Origin of the sequence: Actinomadura syzygii (assembly GCF_008085905.1) — a bacterium.
GTDB classification, from domain to species: Bacteria; Actinomycetota; Actinomycetes; order Streptosporangiales; family Streptosporangiaceae; genus Spirillospora; species Spirillospora syzygii.
On the sequence record NZ_VSFF01000024.1, the window covers coordinates 1 to 16,652 of the forward strand.

At 65.9% G+C, this 16,652-nt stretch carries 13 protein-coding genes; 5 read left to right on the plus strand and 8 right to left on the minus strand.

The features are described 5' to 3' along the window. Positions 1-108: 108 nt before the first annotated feature. The gene (locus FXF65_RS43010) at positions 109-840 is read left to right on the plus strand and encodes a cation efflux transmembrane domain-containing protein (RefSeq protein WP_246199510.1); all 732 of its coding nucleotides are present in this window, start codon (positions 109-111) and stop codon (positions 838-840) included. 101 nt (positions 841-941) lie between these two features. Here the strand turns inward: FXF65_RS43010 and FXF65_RS43015 are convergent, their stop codons facing one another. Genes FXF65_RS43015 through FXF65_RS43030 form a run of 4 tightly spaced genes read right to left on the minus strand, consistent with a single transcriptional unit; the run spans position 942 to position 7,487 of the window. Further along, positions 942-2,090, minus strand: a complete 1,149-nt coding sequence (locus tag FXF65_RS43015; RefSeq protein WP_148356264.1) for a Wadjet anti-phage system protein JetD domain-containing protein — start codon at positions 2,088-2,090, stop codon at positions 942-944. Further along, entirely contained in the window at positions 2,087-5,461 is a 3,375-nt protein-coding gene (locus FXF65_RS43020; protein ID WP_148356265.1) for an ATP-binding protein, read from the minus strand. Before FXF65_RS43020 ends, FXF65_RS43015 begins: the two co-directional genes overlap by 4 nt. Further along, on the minus strand, positions 5,458-6,045 hold the full coding sequence (locus FXF65_RS43025; protein ID WP_222869064.1) for a DUF4194 domain-containing protein: 588 nt from the start codon (positions 6,043-6,045) through the stop codon (positions 5,458-5,460). Before FXF65_RS43025 ends, FXF65_RS43020 begins: the two co-directional genes overlap by 4 nt. Beyond that, the gene (locus FXF65_RS43030) at positions 6,042-7,487 is read right to left on the minus strand and encodes a DUF3375 domain-containing protein (protein WP_148356266.1); all 1,446 of its coding nucleotides are present in this window, start codon (positions 7,485-7,487) and stop codon (positions 6,042-6,044) included. Before FXF65_RS43030 ends, FXF65_RS43025 begins: the two co-directional genes overlap by 4 nt. A gap of 665 nt (positions 7,488-8,152) precedes the next feature. On the opposite strand from FXF65_RS43030, the gene FXF65_RS46385 reads away from it, so the two are divergent. Next, positions 8,153-8,794, plus strand: coding sequence for a hypothetical protein (locus tag FXF65_RS46385; RefSeq protein WP_148356267.1), 642 nt, complete (start codon positions 8,153-8,155; stop codon positions 8,792-8,794). Here the strand turns inward: FXF65_RS46385 and FXF65_RS43040 are convergent. After that, complete coding sequence (locus FXF65_RS43040; RefSeq protein ID WP_148356268.1) at positions 8,760-8,987, minus strand: hypothetical protein; 228 nt, start codon at positions 8,985-8,987, stop codon at positions 8,760-8,762. The genes FXF65_RS46385 and FXF65_RS43040 overlap by 35 nt on opposite strands. A gap of 254 nt (positions 8,988-9,241) precedes the next feature. Between FXF65_RS43040 and FXF65_RS43045 the strand changes: the two genes are divergently transcribed. From FXF65_RS43045 to FXF65_RS43055, 3 genes are read left to right on the plus strand one after another with little or no spacing between them, the layout of a single operon-like run. Beyond that, positions 9,242-9,604, plus strand: coding sequence for a hypothetical protein (locus FXF65_RS43045; protein WP_148356269.1), 363 nt, complete (start codon positions 9,242-9,244; stop codon positions 9,602-9,604). Between the two features lie 28 nt (positions 9,605-9,632). Continuing rightward, the gene (locus tag FXF65_RS43050; RefSeq protein WP_148356270.1) at positions 9,633-12,308 is read left to right on the plus strand and encodes an NACHT domain-containing protein; all 2,676 of its coding nucleotides are present in this window, start codon (positions 9,633-9,635) and stop codon (positions 12,306-12,308) included. Beyond that, a complete protein-coding gene (locus FXF65_RS43055; protein ID WP_148356271.1) occupies positions 12,296-13,834 on the plus strand; it encodes an MFS transporter in 1,539 nt (512 codons plus the stop codon). Before FXF65_RS43050 ends, FXF65_RS43055 begins: the two co-directional genes overlap by 13 nt. Before the next feature lie 159 nt (positions 13,835-13,993). Here FXF65_RS43055 and FXF65_RS43060 read toward each other — a convergent pair whose 3' ends face one another. From FXF65_RS43060 to FXF65_RS43070, 3 genes are all read right to left on the minus strand, one after another. Continuing rightward, positions 13,994-14,785 (minus strand): helix-turn-helix domain-containing protein, encoded by a 792-nt coding sequence (locus FXF65_RS43060; protein ID WP_148356272.1) that lies wholly within the window; start codon positions 14,783-14,785, stop codon positions 13,994-13,996. Between the two features lie 230 nt (positions 14,786-15,015). Next, on the minus strand, positions 15,016-15,387 hold the full coding sequence (locus tag FXF65_RS43065; RefSeq protein WP_148356273.1) for a hypothetical protein: 372 nt from the start codon (positions 15,385-15,387) through the stop codon (positions 15,016-15,018). A gap of 134 nt (positions 15,388-15,521) precedes the next feature. Then, the gene (locus tag FXF65_RS43070; RefSeq protein ID WP_148356274.1) at positions 15,522-16,331 is read right to left on the minus strand and encodes a hypothetical protein; all 810 of its coding nucleotides are present in this window, start codon (positions 16,329-16,331) and stop codon (positions 15,522-15,524) included. Between the last annotated feature and the right edge of the window lie 321 nt (positions 16,332-16,652).

Sequence of the window (16,652 nt, forward strand, 5' to 3'; positions counted from 1 at the left end):
CACGAGGTCTCCGGGACACTGGTCTTCTTGGTCGAAGAACCATCTACCGGAGACCTCGCTGCTTATCGGTCAGCGACACACCGGCAACCGACCGCACCAGCACCCCTTTTGAAACACGCCCTAGGCGGGGACGCCAGCCTGCGGCCGACCAACGGTGTCCCAGACCTGGTCGGCCAGGCCGAGCAGCCGGGCGGTGCGCTCGTGGTGGCCGGTGGCGGCCGCGGTCCGGTAGTCGCGATCAGCGCCAGGACGGTCGCCTTCTCGGGGGCGCTGGTGGCGTTCGGGCTGGACTCGGTGATCGGGGTCGCCTCCGCCGCCGCGGTCACCTGGCAGTTCTCCGCCCACGATCCCGATGTCGTCGAACGGCGCGAACGGCGCGCGCTGCAGATCATCGCGGTGGCGTTCTTCGCCCTCGCCGTCTACGTCACCGGCGACTCGGTGCCGGCCCTGCTGGGCAGCGAGGAGGCGAGCACTCTACGGCCGGGCTGGTGCTGGCCGAGCCTGGCGATCATGCCGGGCCTGTCGTACGCGCAGCGGCGAGCCGGCCGCGAACCGGGATCGGCGAGCGCGGTGGCCGAATCCAAGCAGACGCTGCTGTGCACCTACCTGTCGGCCGTCCTGCTGGTGGGCCTGGCCGTCAACAGCCTCTTCGGCTGGAGCTGGGCCGACCCGATCGCCGCCCTGGTCATCGCCGCCGTGGCGGTCAAAGAAGGACGCGAGGCATGGTGCGGCGACGCCTGCTGCACCCTGCCCGCCTCCGCCGGTACCCGAACTCCGGTGGAAGGCAACGACTGCCGGACATGCAGGCCCGGCTGCGCCTGCCGCGGAGATAGCCGATGATCCCCATACCGGCGCTGGCGCTGATCGGGCTGCGGCTTCTGCACTCCTGGGCGCCCGGACGTCACCCGGACCATTCACGAACGTCGTAGCCACCGCGAGTTTCAGCGCGCGATCTGGTTCTGGACGACGGAGAAGCGGATGCGTTCTTGTTCCAGGCGTATGGAGCGGCCGTGGGTCTGGGCGCACAACTCCTGCCAGAGCTGGACCTCGGCCGGGGCGAGGTGAGTGAGGGGCTGGGTGGCCTGGCTCGGTTCACGGGTCCAGTGCGCCCGGTGGGCCAGCAGCGTTCCGCGGTCCATGAGCATTGAGGCGGCGTGTGGGAAGCGGCTGCGAAGCCGGTCGAGAATGGCGAATCCGTGGGTGTCGATGTCGCCCCAGTAGATCAGTTCGGTCTCGGCCAGCCAGGGGAGCGATTCGAGCAGGCCCACGGAGTAGCCGCCGCCGAAGATCGCGATGGCTCCGGTCACCTCGGGGAACGCCAGGTAGCTGACTTCGTTCTCGACGACGTAGACGGTGCCTGTTCCGGCGGGACGCTGAGTGAACTCCGCGACCCGGACGGTCATCTCGGTGAAGTCGGCGAGGCTCCTCCCGTCCAGGAACCGGAAGCGGACGAGCCCGGGCTTCTTGCGGAAGCCGTAGCGGCCCTCGAAGTCCGAGCGCGGCAGGTCGTCGCGGATCCGCTCCGGGTCGAGTTGCGCGTCGAGCAGCGCGGCGAGGACACCCCGATGACGTTCGATGAACTTGGTGTCCACGCCAGGAACGTCTATCTGCCGCAGGTACATCCCGGGTCGGGCCCGCTCCTCGACCCAGCGCACCGTTGCCGTGATCGACGGCCAGTCTCCGGCGAGTCCGAGGACCTTCATCGGGTTGGCGGCCATCCAGGCGGCAATGCGGGGCATGCCAGCGGCTTCGTGGAGAGTGCAGAAGGTCCGCACGTCGTCGGCCGTCTTGAGGAGGGCCCAGAGCGTTTCCTCGTCGTCGATCCAGGCGCGGGCGGGGATCGTGTTGACACCGAGGGTTCTGCCGCCCATCCGTTTGTACTCCAGGCGCAGCCGGGGCTCGGCCTCCCACTGGGCCACCCAGCCGCGGATCTCCTCGAACCGGGAGGCCAGCTCACCCGAGCGCGGGCCGCGGATCGGCACCGACAGCGGGCACCAGGGCTCGCCGGACGCGAGCCTGGCCAGGTACGTACCGGACGACCAGCGTTTGAGCAGCAGGGCCCGGACGTCGCGGGGCGTGGTCCAGGTCATTGCCCTGGGACCGCGTGCGCGAGCCGGCGGGCCTTGTACTCCTCGATGGTGAGGTTCTGGAGCCGTGAGTACTGACCGTTGACGTTGTCGACGTAGCCGACCGCGGAGACGAACGGCTCGATGACGTGGATCTTCTGCAGCGGGGTGACGATCATCAACTGGAGGCCGAGGTTGCGGAAGAGCCGGAGGGCGAACCGGGTGGACTCGTCGGAACCGCGGCCGAACGCCTCGTCGATCACCGTGAACCGGAAGGTCTTCGAACGGGTCACCCCCCATTCCAGTTTGAACTGGTAGGCCAGTGACGCGGCCAGGATCGTGTACGCCAGTTTCTCCTTCTGCCCGCCAGACTTCCCGCTGCTGTCGGAGTAGGTCTCGTGCTCGGAGTCGTCCTCGCGCCACCGTTCGGACGCCGAGAAGACGAACCAGTTGCGCACGTCGGTGACGCGTCTGGTCCAGACCCGGTCCTCGCTCGTCAGGCCGTCGCGGCCGCGGAACCGTTCGATCAGGGCACTGACCTGGAGGAATTTCTCCTCGGAGTACTGGTCGGAATGGTCGGATGACAGGGCACCGGCCGTGCAGTCGCGCAACTGGCGCTGAAAATCGCGTACCTCGGTGTTGGGGCTCGGCTCGGCCAGCAGGCGGATGTATCGGCCGGGGTTGTATTCGACGGCCAGCAGCGAGTCGTTGATGACGTCGACGCGCCTGCGGATCAGGTCCGCCTGCTGGGTCAGTTTGGAGCTGAAACCGGCGATGTCGTTGATGGTGTTGGTGTTCAGGTATGTCTTGAACTGCTCGCGGAACCGGGGGAGGTCATCGCCGATGAGGCGGGCGTGCAGTTCGCGGTAACCGGGTGCCGAGTCGACCGAGTCGTCGAACTCGGTGGTCTCGTTCGGGTAGGCCTTACGGAAATCGGCCATGTGCGAGCCGATCCGGGCGGCGAGGGAGTTCTGAGCCTTGTGGCGGCGGCCGATCTTGTCGCTGAGCATCCTGCCGGCGCTGGTCTCGGCGCGGTCGCACTCGGCGGGGTCGTCGGTGCCGGGAAACTGTCGTGCGAGGTCGGCGAAGTAGGTTGTCGCGTCCACCGCGTCCGGCTCGGCGATAATCCCGGCTGTCTCCTCCGCCTTCTTCCGGTCGGCCGCCAGCCGGTCCTCCAAGCTGCCGATGCGTTTGAAGCAGTCCTTCTGCTGTTTCTCGGTGTTCGTCAGCTCCTGACCGGTCACGTCGATCTCCGTGGTGAGACGTTCCAGCTCCCGTGAGGACATCCGCAGCAGGTTCAGTTCCTGTGCCAGATCCTCGATCAGATTGACCTGTCCCTGCCAATCGAGATCGGTGAAGTCGGTGGTCTCCGCGAGCTGCGTAAGTGTCTTGACGTGGGCGAGGCAGATCCCGCGCCCCTTCTGCAGCGTCTTGTGCCGTGCGTCCAGGTTGTTCTGTCCTTCCTGGACGGCCGCGGCCTGCCGCAGGAGGGCGTCGATCTTCTGCTCGTTGGTCCAGCCCAGGACGTATTGGCTGCGGTCGTCGATCCGGGTCCGGTCGTCCTTCTCGTGACGGCCGCGGCCGTCCTTGATCTGGCCGGCCGCTGTCACGGCCCGTGCGGCCCGGCGGAGTTCGGTCATGTTCTCGGCGCACAGGTGACCGGCTCGTACGGCCAGTTCCCGCTCCAGCCACGGATAGAACTCGCAGTCTTTGATGTCGAGCTTGGCGGCCAGCACCGGCCCCGCCACGCGGGCCTCGGGCGTCCCCGCCGGAAGGGTCGCGGGCACCCGGTAGTAGACCAGGCGCGTGCCGAGGTGGTGTTCGTTGATCCAGTCCGATACCTCGGTGTAAAGGTCCTCGGGCACGAGCATCGACAGCGCGAACGGACGGAGAAGCCGTTCCGCCGCACCCTCCCAGCGGCTCTCCTGCGGGCGGACCCGGATCAGCTCCCCGGCGAAGGGAAGATCCGCTTCTCCCACGTCCAATTCCCGGCACAGCCAGGTCCGCAGGTCAAGGCTGCGCCGGGGCAGATTGTTCTTGCGGTGGCGAAGGCTGCGGATCTCCTCGCCGAGCTCGTCGGCGCGCTCGGTCAACCGCTTTCGTTCGACGCCGAGGTCGTCCAAGTCCGTCTGCAGGCCGGTGAGCCTCGCCTCGGTCGCCTGGGACAGATCGGCGATCTCACGCGTCCGGGCCGCGAACTGCTGCGCCGTGTCCACCGGCGGCAAGGAGACCTCGGCCAGCCGGTCACCGAACACGCGCGCTTTCACGCCCCGGTCGTCCCGTGCCCTGGTCGCGTCCGCGATCAGTTTCTCCAGCTCGCTGATCCGGGCGCCGCCCTTGCCCTCGCGTTCCTGGACGAGGGTGTCATGTCTGCGGCGCAGCCCTTCGATCCGCGACTTGAGCGTTTGTTCTTCCCGCTGCCCGGCGGCGAGTTCCCCCTCCAGCGTTTCGATACGTTGCCGCAGCAACGTCGCCTTCCGGTCCGCGAAAAAGTACCGCAAGGCTTTCTGCTGGCCGCTCAGTCCGTCGATCTCGTCGCGCAGCGCGTCGTATCGCTCGCATTCCTCCAGCAGCGGCGTCAGCGCTTGGAGCTGCTCCTCGGCTCGTTTCACCGCGTCGTGCGCTCGGGTCAGGTCGTCGAAGTGCGCGATCAATTTCGTCGTCCAGGACGCCGCGTCGAACGGTTCGAGCATGTGATCACGGACGAACTCGTTCAGGTCGCTGACCGACTTCATCGACACGGTCTGATGGAGCAGATCCATCGCCTGCTCGGACTCGATTCCCAGGCGCCGCCGAAAATCCCGCCCATAGTCGGGGAAGGTGTCGAATGTCCGGGCCCCGGAACGGCGCAGCCGCCGTTTCAGCGCGGTGATGTCGGTACCGAAGTCGGCGAAATCACCGGCCACCGACAGGTCACGGTCAGCAATCGCATAAAAGCGCTCCGGCTGGTTGGCGTCCTTCATCCAGAACACCTGCGCGAGGCTGACCGTCGCCGCGTACCCCTCGTTGGCGAACACCCCGACGATCACCGAGAAGGAGTCCGAGCCGCGCAACGCGACCGGTTGCGAGGTCCCGGTCTCCTCGTTGCGCTGGGATTTGTGGAAACCCAGAACATATGACCGAAGGCTGCGCTCCCTGGTGTCCGCGCCGGCGGCCTTGTTGTACGCGATGCGGTGTGCGGGCATGAGCAGTGTGGTCACGGCGTCGACGATCGTGGACTTTCCCGAACCAATGTCCCCGGTGAGCAGACCGTTGCGGCCGCCGATCTCGAACGTCCACACCCTGTCATGGAAGGTGCCCCAGTTGTAGACCTCCAGGCGGCTCAGCCGATGCCCCACCGGATTCTCCGGCTGCGATCCGTCAAGCTCGACCGAACTGAACAGCGCGTCGGTCACTGTGTCTCCTCCGTGTTACCGGACATCTCGCCCATGTACGACGCGAGCCCTTCCTCGAGCCCCGCCAGCCACTGGCCGTCCACAAATGCCTTGAGGATTCGCCGGACTTCGAAGAGGTCGTCCTGGCCGGTGACCCGCCGCAGAAATCCGAGCTCGACGACCTTGTTGATATGCGCGTCGACCTGGTTGACCAGACGCGCCTCGTTGCTGCCGTCCGGTAGGAACAGCGCCAGCATCTCCACGATCTGGCTCCGGCTCAGCATCAGCCGGGTCTCCGCACCGCGCGCGTCGAACTCCGCAAGCCGCTTGCGCAGAAGTGCCAGCAGCAGGCTGACATGGAAGGAGAGCGAGCGGCGCGGTATGAGCCGCGGAAGGCCGTCGTAATCGCCCTCATCATCGGGACGGGACCGAAGGAACGCATAACCCTCGGCCTCGTCGATGATCAGGAGCAGCCCGAGCACCGCGACGTGGTCCCTGACCTGCGCCTGCAGATCGACCAGGTGCCGCCACGCCTTCTCGTGGGTGTCACGGTAGACGACGCCCTTCATCACCTGGGTGACCGCGAGGGAGAGCTCAGCGCTCATCGCGTCTCTCCCACCCTGCAGAACGTCACTCTCGGCAGGGTCGCCTGGCGCTCGTTGCCCTCCTCGTCCCGCCAGGTCACCCGGTCCGACCGTGACTCGTCGAAGACCAGGCTGAACGTGTCGTCGCTCAACGCCAGATAGCTGACGAGCTCGGCCAGCCCCTGCGTCAGCGGCTCCCGCCGGATCAGTTCGGCCAAGCCGATCTGCGATGTGCCCTGCAGAGCCTGTCTGACCGTGGCCCCGAGCTTCGCCCGATCGACGTAGAACTGCTCGAAGAGCGGATCGATCTCGAACCCCTGTCTACCCACTTCGATCGCTGTACTGTTGACCGGCCTCCTGACACGCGGCGAATAAAGCGGGCGTTCCATCGGAAGACCCAGCTGGGGAGCGGTCCCGTCCAGTTCGGTGGTCACTGGTACGGCACCGTCAGCCCGGACCGCCAGGGAGTGCTTCTCGATGTCCCGGACGATCTCGACGACCCGCCGGTTCTCCGCCCACACCTGGTCGTCGAGGAACCGGCGGAGCTGCTCCGACAGCTGCCGGACGGTCGCCTGAGTACGCTCACCGGCATCCAGCCAATCGTGATGAACGTAGCGCATGCGCGGATCGGGCTCGGAGATCTCGGCAAGCCCCTGGACCTGCTCCAGCAGCGCGGCCAGTTCGTCCTGGCGCGCGCTCGACAGAAGAAAGTCGTAGAAGGCGTGGAAGCTCCTGCCCTGATCGGAGTCGGCGATGCTCTCGCGGTTGCCGAGGATGTCGTCCAGCAGCGCGCCCTTCGCTCCGTCCCAAGTGGAGATCTTCTCCCTGAGCCGCCGGTCGAGCGCACGGAAATTGGCCTCGACCTCGCGGAAGTCGGCCAGCAATTCCCGCGCCGTACTGGTGAACTGCTGGTAACGCTCTCGTTGAGCGGTCGGCCCCAGCGGCTGGAAGTCTCCGGCGGCGACCCGTGCGATCTCCTCGTCGATCTCACCGCGGCGCCGTCTCAGCTCCGCAAGCCGTGCCTGCGGGTCGGTCTCCGCCCCGAACACCATCTGCCGCAACAACTCGAAGATCGTGTTCAGCCGGGACTCGGTGCCCACGAACGACCGCTCAGCCAGGGCCCTGATCCAGGACAGCGCCTTCTCCACCGCCGGCGTCGCATCATAATGGGGCTCGTCCGCCCCTTCCGGGTAGTACTTACGCAAATAGCCAGACTTGGGGTCGGCCCAGTCGTCCAGATAAGCCTTGGCGGCCTTCGGGAAGGAGTCCGGGCCCAGCCGCTCGTTGAGCGCGTACAACTCATCGTCCAAGCGGCCCGCCAGATCGGTGGCCGAGATGGCACGCACATTGTCATCAACGAAGACACGACCAAGGAAACTCAGAACCAAAGGGGCATGGTCGGCCCGGAGCAACCGCCAGGCTGCGCTCTGCCGCCGCAGCGCACTGATCTCCTCGAAGTCCATCGCCGCCTCCCCATCGCAATGGTAGGCGCGAACTCCTACACGCTCGTCCGGCCACTCGACATGTGACCGGCCCCGGCCCCGTTTCACCGTCCCCGTGCTGCACAGCCGAGTTGGACGGTGAAGCCGATGCCAGAGCCCTGAGTCGTCGCTGGGGCGGCCACTGCCGGTAACCGCCGTTGCGAGCGACAAGCAGTTGACTGAAGGGGGAACCTCGGCCTCCGTAATAAGAGGCATGGGCCGCAAGGAGCCAGGCGACATGGACGCCATGGTGGGACCGGCGAGGAGAAGAAAGACCCCGGACAGCCTGGCCTCCACGGTCCGCCGAGATCACGACAAGTCAGTAGTTGCTCAAGCGGCAGGACACCAGGCATGACACAACAGGAAGGGCGGCCATCGCCAGCCATTCGCCTGTGCACACGCCCATGCACTGGTCGGCGCTTCTGCGGACAAACGGTCCTTCGCGGTGCCCCCGCGTGGGCACTACTCCCTGGTACGTGCGGCTCGCTACGAGGCGACGGGGTCGAGACGTCCAGTGCGGCCAGCTTGCTTGACCAGTCGTCCCCAACGCCCGCTACGCCCGAACTGGCTGCCGATCGCCTTCCCCGGCGGGGGATCATCCGCGGGCGTGGCGGTGGGCCACCGCCCACCGCCACGCCCGCCGCTGGATGTCCACATCGCCGGGCTTGTTCGACGGCGCCCCAGAGCCCAATCTGATCCGCTTCCGCATTCAGCCCGACGCGGGAGTCACATTCGACCTGCTCGCCAAGGTCCCCGGGCGCGGCAGCACCCGGCAAGTCCCGCTCAGCGTGGACTTCACCAAGGTCCTGGGCCCGATGGAAGCGGCCTACCAGCGCATCCTCACCGACGCCATCACCGGCGACCCCCGCCGCTTCGTCCGCTTCGACCTCGCCGAAGAATCCTGGCGCATCATCCAGCCCGTCCTCGACCTCCCCACCCAACCCCTCCCCTACCAAAGGAACCTGGGGGCCGGACCAGGCCACCACCCTCGTTCCCGGCGGCTGGCACGGAATCTCCACCACCTTCGACTGCGCCGTGGCATTCTCACGACAGTCGCACAGGTCGCTAAACCACGCTCCAGCAGATTTGCACCTGCTCCTGGCTCTTCCCGAGCGGAAGTACTGGCGCCCGGAGTACCCAGTCGTTGTCGGTCGCCAACGGTAGTGACACCCAGCGGTGCCGCATCGGAGCCCCCTGACGATCTAGACCACCTGGAAGCTAAGCCGCAAAAGGGTTATTTATCCATGACGATAATCACGCTATGGCGGGCGCGTGTAACAGCGACGTAGAACCTGGCGCGGTCGCCTGCGTCGGTGGGCTGCGGGTGTCCAGGTAGGTCTTCATGCTGCTGGTGAGGAAGATCAGCACGCGGTCGAGGATCTGCCCCTTGGACTGGCCCATGTTCATCGCTGACAGCCCAAGGGAGTTGGTCTTACCGTTCCGACGCAGGACGGTGGGCTGGTGTCGTTCCGCATAGTTCACCCTTGGCACGTCCTTCATTAAGGTTGCCCAAAAATGCAAATTGGTGCAGCGCGCTCGGAGGGCGGGTGTTCCGTTGCGAACGTGATCATCTTCCCGTTTCGCGTCCGTCAGCGCAACATCGAGTTGGCCGTCAAGGCGACCAAATCAACTGCTTGATTCAGGGGGTGGGGCGTCTCGGTCGATGGTAGGAATAGCTATCAGAAATTGATCATTCAGGGTGCCAGGTGTGGCATGTTCGCTGGACGGTGATCGCAATGAAGATGCGCCATACGGTTCTCGCGTTGACGGGTGCGGCAGTGACCGCGCTGACCGGATTGTTCGCGGTGCTGCAGTGGGACGACGCCACCCAGGTCGCCCCCATGGTGTCCGCCGTCATCGCGGTCGGCTCTCTGGGGGTGACAGTTTGGGCAGCGCTCCCAGGATCCCGGGTGCGGTCCCGGTCCGACGCGCCGATCCGGGTGGCCCGGACCGGGACGGCGCGCGTCGGTACGGGTGGGACCGCCAACACCGGCGTGATGGGCTCCGCAGCAACGGTCCGCAGGGCCGAAGTGGAGGACACCGGCGAAGCCGAAGCTGGGGACGGTGGTGATGCCAACACCGGAGTTAAGGAAGGTTGACCGTAGCTACCGCGGGGCTGGTCGCACCATGAACACCAGTGACACCGGAGACGCTTCGGCATCCGGCGACGGCGGCATCGCAAGCAGCGGGTGGCTGTCCATCAAGAACAGGAACATCACCTTCCTCAACGTGACGATCGGCCGAGGACCCGGCCGACGTCGGCGTCGCCGGGGCCGCCTTACCGCCAGGGAACTCGACGAGATCGCGGATGAACTGTCCGGTGCGGTCAAGGAGCAACTCAGGGACGAGCAGCAAAAGCGGATCAAGCCGCTACCGCTGCGGCTCTCAAGGACCCGTCGCAGAGATGTGGAGAATCCCGTCCCCGGGATCATTCCTGAGGAGGACCACGAGCGTTGGAACTCGGAGTTCGTCTCCGACGATCTGGCCCCCCTGATCGATGCGTTCGCACGCCTGCCGCACCGGCGGCTGGCGATCCTCGGGGAGGGCGGCGCGGGCAAGACGGAGCTGGCCAGGAATCTTGCGATCGCGTTACTGGAACGGCGCGAACGGCGGGCGAAGCGGCCGGAGGAGGAGCAGGACGAGGCCGAACGCCTGCCCGTGGCGATCCTGCTGTCGCTTGGTGACGGGGAGTTGCGCGAGGAGCGGTTGGACGACTGGATCGCCAGCCAACTGGTCGACAAGTACGGGCTCTACGTGGGGGACCGCGCCCTCGCCCGGGACTTGGTGCGCACCGGAAGGGTGCTGCCCGTCCTCGACGGCCTGGAGAGCTGGGGCGGGTCCACCGCCAGAACGGTGTCGCAGCTCAACGAGGCCGACCGTCCGGTGATCGTCACCTGCCGGGTCCGGGAGTATGAGGAGGCGCTCACTCGGACGGAAGGGAAGGGCGGACGCTACCACCCGGTGCTGCTCGGCGCTCCCGTCTTGGAGGTCCTACCCGTCGGCTCCGACGAGACCGAGCGCCACCTACGCGACATGACGCCGCCGCGCTGGGCGGACAAGTGGGATCGCGTGTTCGCAAATATGAAGGAGCACCCCGAGGGTCCCCTGGCCGAGGCGCTGTCGACACCGCTCATGGTCTGGCTGGCGGCCAGCATCTACGCCGACCGCGCCCACGATCCCGACGAGCTGATCGGCCTCGGGGACCGTGCGGCCGTCGAGGAGCGCCTGCTGGACCAGCTCATCCCCGCCGCGTTCGACGAGGACGCCGACCGAGCACGGCGCTACCTGGGCTTTCTCGCCTTCGCCATGCGGCACCTGGCGACCACCAAGATCGCTTGGTGGCAGCTGACCAGAATCACCCCGCTGCCCGTGACAGGAGGCGCGTTCGCCACCGCTGGCGGATTGCTGACCGGCCTGGGGGTCATGGTCGGCGTCGGGCTGGGCCGCGCCATCGAGGTCGGTCTCGAACTCGGACCGGTAGCCGGGATCGACGCGGGGCTCTGGGCCGCCCGGGACTTCGGCGGCGTCGCGCTGGGGCTCGGGCTCGTCGCCGCCGCCGCGATCGGCACCGCTGCCTGGCAGGCCGCTAAGAGCCCACCCGAACCGGTGGTGATGGCGTGGCGCCGCAGGCGCAAGTCGGGCCCCCTGCTACCCAGGCTTACGGGCGGCCTGCGGGTGGGGATCATCGGGGCGTCCGCATTCGCTCTCGCGGTCATGGCCCTCTTCGGCTTTTCCGCGGCCTGGCCGGTCGCGCTGGTAGGCCTCATTGTCGCCCCGTTCGCGAGCGGGATCGGTGTGATCCCGGGGCTGCATACCCAGACCGACACCACCAGGGCCGTGCTGCCGTCCGGCGTTCTGGTGCAGGACCGCCGCGCGGTGCTGGTGAACATGCTCGTCAGCGGCCTGCTAGCGGGGCTCCCCGCCGCGCTGGCCGTTGAGCTCCTCGTCCGCCCATCCGATCTGCCCCCGCCCTTCGCCGCGGCCTTCACGATCGGCATCACCATCGCTGTCTACCGGGCGACGCAGGCGGCGTGGGCGCACTTCCTGGTCACCCGGATTTGGCTCGCATGCTTCCGCCGACTGCCCCTGCATCTGATGAAGTTCCTGGACGGCGCCTTCCGCGACGACAACGGCAGGCCGGTGCTACGGCGCGTCGGGGGCGTGTACCAGTTCCGGCACGAGCGTCATGAATCCCGGCTCGCGGCCAGCGTGGAACCGTCCGGACGGGCCGCGACCCTACGCCGAACAGGTCGGACGAGAACGGCGAGCGTGCTGCTCAGCATGACCGTGGCGGCGATCGCTGCGACAGGCGCGGTGGCCGGGCTGCTGCATGGTGCCCGCGGCGCCAGGTGCGACGAGCGCCGCCCGGTCGCATCACCGCTTGTCCAGAACCGCAGCGGGTGCGTGCTGCGCCCGTCGACCAGTGTCTTCAAAAACCATCTCGACAAGATCGATCTGGACACAGGCGAGCCAGGCCACGGTGGGACCGAGGTCCTCATCGGCTACCGCCGCAAGGGCGGCCCGGCCGAGATCATCCTGAACTTCCATGACATCAGCAACGCCTCAAGAGTGCCGGGCTTCGTCAAGATCGCTCGTGACCAGCCGGCCGGGGCCGCGGAATGCCGTGCCCTTCTGCGGAACAGAGCCGCTCGCGTGAGCCGGTTCAATAATGCCGACCTGGGCCAAGGCGACAGGCTCTGTGTGAAGACTGACCAGGGCCGGATCGCCCTAGTGCACGTCCAGGAAATGATGGCGGCGCCGAACCCGCGGTTGGTGATCGCTTTCCAAGTATGGGACAGATGATGGGAACGTCTGACCACTCCCAGGCCCGCTGGTGGACGCTCGCGGTGTTCTGCTGGCTGGCGATGGTCACGACGCTGGACGCGACCCTGGTCAACGTCGCCCTTCCCGTAATTGGGAGCATGCCGGGTGCCGATACCGCCGCGCTGTCCTGGGTCGTGAACGCCTACACACTGGCCCTGGCGGGGCTGCTCGCCCTCGGCGGTGCCACCGCCGACCGCATCGGCCGCAAGACCTCACTGTATATCGGCCTAGCACTCCTCATCGCCGGATCAGCCTGTGCCGCGCGGGCCGACTCCGTACCCACGCTGATCGCCGGGCGCGGGGTCATGGGTGCCGGTGCGGCATTCGTGATCCCCACCGGCCTATCGACCATCAGCGCCGTCTTCGACGTCTCGAACAGAGCGCTCGCCTCTGGAGTACTGGGAGCGGCCGGTCTCCTCGGAGCACCGCTCGGCCCGCTGCTCGGGGGTGTACTGCTGGACCTGTTCTCCTGGCCGAGCGTGTTCCTCCTCAACGTCGCCCTCCTCATCCCGCCCACGCTGCTGGCCTGGAAACTCGTTCCGGAGACGCGGGCACGGAAGGAGGACACGCGCCCGTTCGACTGGCGCGGCGCCACACTGGCGACCGCCGGGACAAGCGCGCTGGTGTGGGCAATCGTGGGCCTACCCGGGAATGACTGGCTCTCCCTGCGAGTCCTGGGACTCACGGCTACAGGCACAACGATCCTTGCGGCCTTCGTCGCCTGGCAGCGGCGCGCTCGCGAGCCGATGCTCGACCTGCAAGGTCTGAACCGGGTCCTGGCCGCCGGTGTCACCGTGCTGTTCTGGTGCTACTTCGCGCTACTGGGAAGCCTCTTCGTGCTGACGCAGTACCTGCAACTCGTCCTCGATTACCGGCCTCTCGAGGCGGGGGTGGGGGTCCTGCCAGTCGTGGCCACGACGGTCGTCGCGTTCCTGGCCGCAGGCAAGCTGGCCGACCACTGGGGCCTGCGGGCAGTGGTGTTGTCAGGCCTGGTGCTCGTCGCAGCAGGCCTGGTGGTGATGTCGGCGGCGACACCGGACTCCGGTTTCGGCATCGTACTCGCGGCATTGCTGCTGGTGGGGCTCGGTATGGGCACAATCCTGCCGCTTGTACCGCTGGCAATGATCAACACGCAGCCGCAGGAAAAGGCCGGGGCCGTGTCCGCCATCGCGGACACCGGCCGCTATCTCGGAGGCACGTTCGGGACAGCGGTCCTCGGTAGCATAACCGCCTTGCATTTTCGCGCGGACATGACCGGTGCGACGAGCGGACAGGCGGCGAGCGAACTGACCGCCGCAATCAGGGCCTCCGCCGAGATGGGTGGCGGCTCCGGCCAAGCCCTGCGGGAAACCGCGTCCACCGCCTACACGGCCGGGATGGCGACCGCCCACCTGGTGGCGGCAGCGCTGATCGTGGTGGCGATCCCGGCCGCGCTGTTCCTGCCCGCCTTCAAGCAGGCGGACCCATGGCCAGCCCCCGCGCTGGGCGCCAACGGGGGATCATGAGCAACAAATCCCGATGTAGTTGGCCAATGTCGTTTAGCTTGTGATCAAGGTCTGCTCCGGGGTGGGCAGGAGCTTGATGGTGGGTGGTCCTGCGTGCAGCCCACTGCTCGAGGCAGTCCGAACCCGAATCGGAGAGCTTCACCAATCCAATTACCTTTTTCAACGCGCCCGATAGTACCCCTTATGTGTATTCATCTTGATGAATTCCATCAGATGCTCGCGGGAAATAAACTTGCGCGACCCTATGGAAATCCACTCGATGTCCCCCTGGTTCATCATCTGGTACAGGGTTGAGTAGCTGATGCCGAGTGCCTTCGCCGCATCCTTGATGCTGAGCAGCAGCGGCCCTTCCTTCGATAGGTGTGTCGGCCCGATCACGGTGGTCTGCTCGGCTTCGATCACGTCGACCTCCGAGGTGGTCGTCTTCCACGAGCCGAAGTAGCCATAGGGACGATCGAACTCTTCCTGTACCTTGGCCGCGGCGTCCTCCTCATTGACGGCTCGCACAAAGCGTTCGGCCACTTGGACCCGCGTCACCACGACCTTGTAGCGCATGTATGTCTCCCTGATCTCCCGTTTCGTTTGCCTGACCACGGTGGGGTTGCCGCGGCTGGCGACGCGTCTCATGGCACCCGCGGTAGCATCCGGTACCAGGTCAGCAGCAGGGGCGTCTGTGTGCCTTCTCCGGCTAGGGGGCCGTTCGTCCTCAGAACGTTCGGCTTGGAATACGGGATTCGGCTTATACGAACCGTGCTCGATGTAGTACTTGCCGGCCTCGGTGATAGTGGCTGTCCAGATCTTGCGCTTGCGCCTGACTTCGACAAGACCACGGCTCTCCAGCGCACGAGCGGTGTGTTTGTGCGTCTCATCCGCCCACAAACGCTCGGGACAGCCGTCCGCAATCCAGCGTAGGGTGTCGACCTGGCGATCCGTCAGCCTCTGGCGAGTCACGGGGAGCAGTTCACCACATCACAGGACGGCATGTGAGTAAGTGGATAACTTCCACCGCGTAATGTGGAGACGGCGCACTACGAGCGGGATTTATCCTGGCAGTCTGTCGCAGTTTGGCGTTATTGCGCCTACCTGATCCGATTTCTCGAATGCAGCCTCCGCCGGATTGCCCGGTCGGCGGCTGCCTTGCGCCCTGGCAATCGCGGAATCTGTCGTGACGCACGGCCAGCTCAGCGCCACCCTCGTCCTACGTGTGAGCCGTACGGGCTCCAGCCATCGAGGAAGCGTTCGAGGTCGCTGTGTGCCAGCTTTGGGATCGCGGGCATGGCAGGCGGTACCGACAGGGGGTCCATCCTCCGGCGGTAGTCCTGAGCCCAGTCCAGCCATGCCCACGCAGCCTCCCTTTCAGCCTCTTCCGGCAACGTTTCGATCTTGGCCCGCATCGCAGTCAGGTAGGCGTCCAGTGCCTCTGCGGTCTGCCAGCAAGAGAGTTGCTTGTGCAGAATCTTGGCGCGACAGTCCTCACGGAAGGCAGCTTCGGCTCGTTCCATTGCGACCTCCCACTGTCGCTGCCGTTCGGCCTCCTTGTGTTCTTCCTCCAAACGCTGCTGCTCAGCGAAACCGGCACGTAGTTCCAGTTCCTGAAGGATCTGTGGAAGCAGTTCTTCCAGCTGGACCTTGGTGCTGTCCGACCAGTTGGAGTGGCGGTACTGACGCCCGTTGGCGAGGGAGATGGTCAGGCGATCGCTTGGCTTGTCGGGATCCGGTACCAGGACTCACGTTCGGCACGACGTAACTCCGTGGCCGTAGGCACATGCTCGACCTTGTGGTACTGCTGGGTGAGATGTACTCCGAAATCATGTCCGGAGATCCTCACCGTGAGCAGTCCTTCGCCAGAAGAGTCGCATCGCGGAGAGCGGCTGGCATGGCTGGCGAGCCGAACCGTATGGCCACGGCGCTCGGCCTCAGTGATGAGTGCCTGAAGGAGGCGGCACGCTCGACTCCTTACCTGCGTGGTCACGCGGAGCAGATCTGTGTCGCCCTTGAGCGCTGCCACGATCTTGTGTGGTTTACACAGGTGCCCGGGTACGGAGATCGGTGCCAGGACTGCGGTCATCCACTCCGGAGGATCCTGCAGGCGGATGATCCGTTCCCCCCAAGTCCTGCCGCGCTCGATGACGAGCAGCTTCCCCTCTGGAACCTTGCCATGCCGGATAGCAGCGGCAACTCGCTGATCATAATTGGTCTTCTCCTCCTGGCCGTTGACGCGGAGCTCACCGCCAGCAGCGATTACATTTTCGGTGACCGAAATCCGCTTTGCTGACTCGACTCGCCGAGCGTTCTCAGAAGTCGCAGAAACCCCCGCTCCGTCAGTTTTCTTGGGAGCATGTTGCGCAGGGATTTCTGATCGAGATTCTTGGGAGCCTGACAGCGGGAACTTCCGGCTTGTCCAGAAGCCGTGTGGATAGTCACCGTGTTTGATGTAGTGGCGTCCAGCGTCCGTGGCCTCGGCGCGCCAGGCGCCCTCCTGCTTGGAGATCTTCACCAGTCTCCGATCTTGCAAAGCGACAGCGATTCGCTTATAGGAATGCCCCTCTATTGCACCTTCCGGACATCCCTGGCAAATCCACCGTAGAACCTCAAGCTGCCCATCATTCAATGGCACGGAGAAGTCAACCATCCCTCTAGTCGACCACATCGGCCTGCCATCAACCTTGCAAACGCTCACGATGCTGCAGCATTCCCCTCATGACACGGAGTCTCACCGAAGGGGATGCTGGAGACATCACGTAAGCTGATCAGGGCTTTAAAGGGGCATGTTTCGACTGATCTCCCAGATCAGTTAGGCTGGAGAACACGCCGCTGC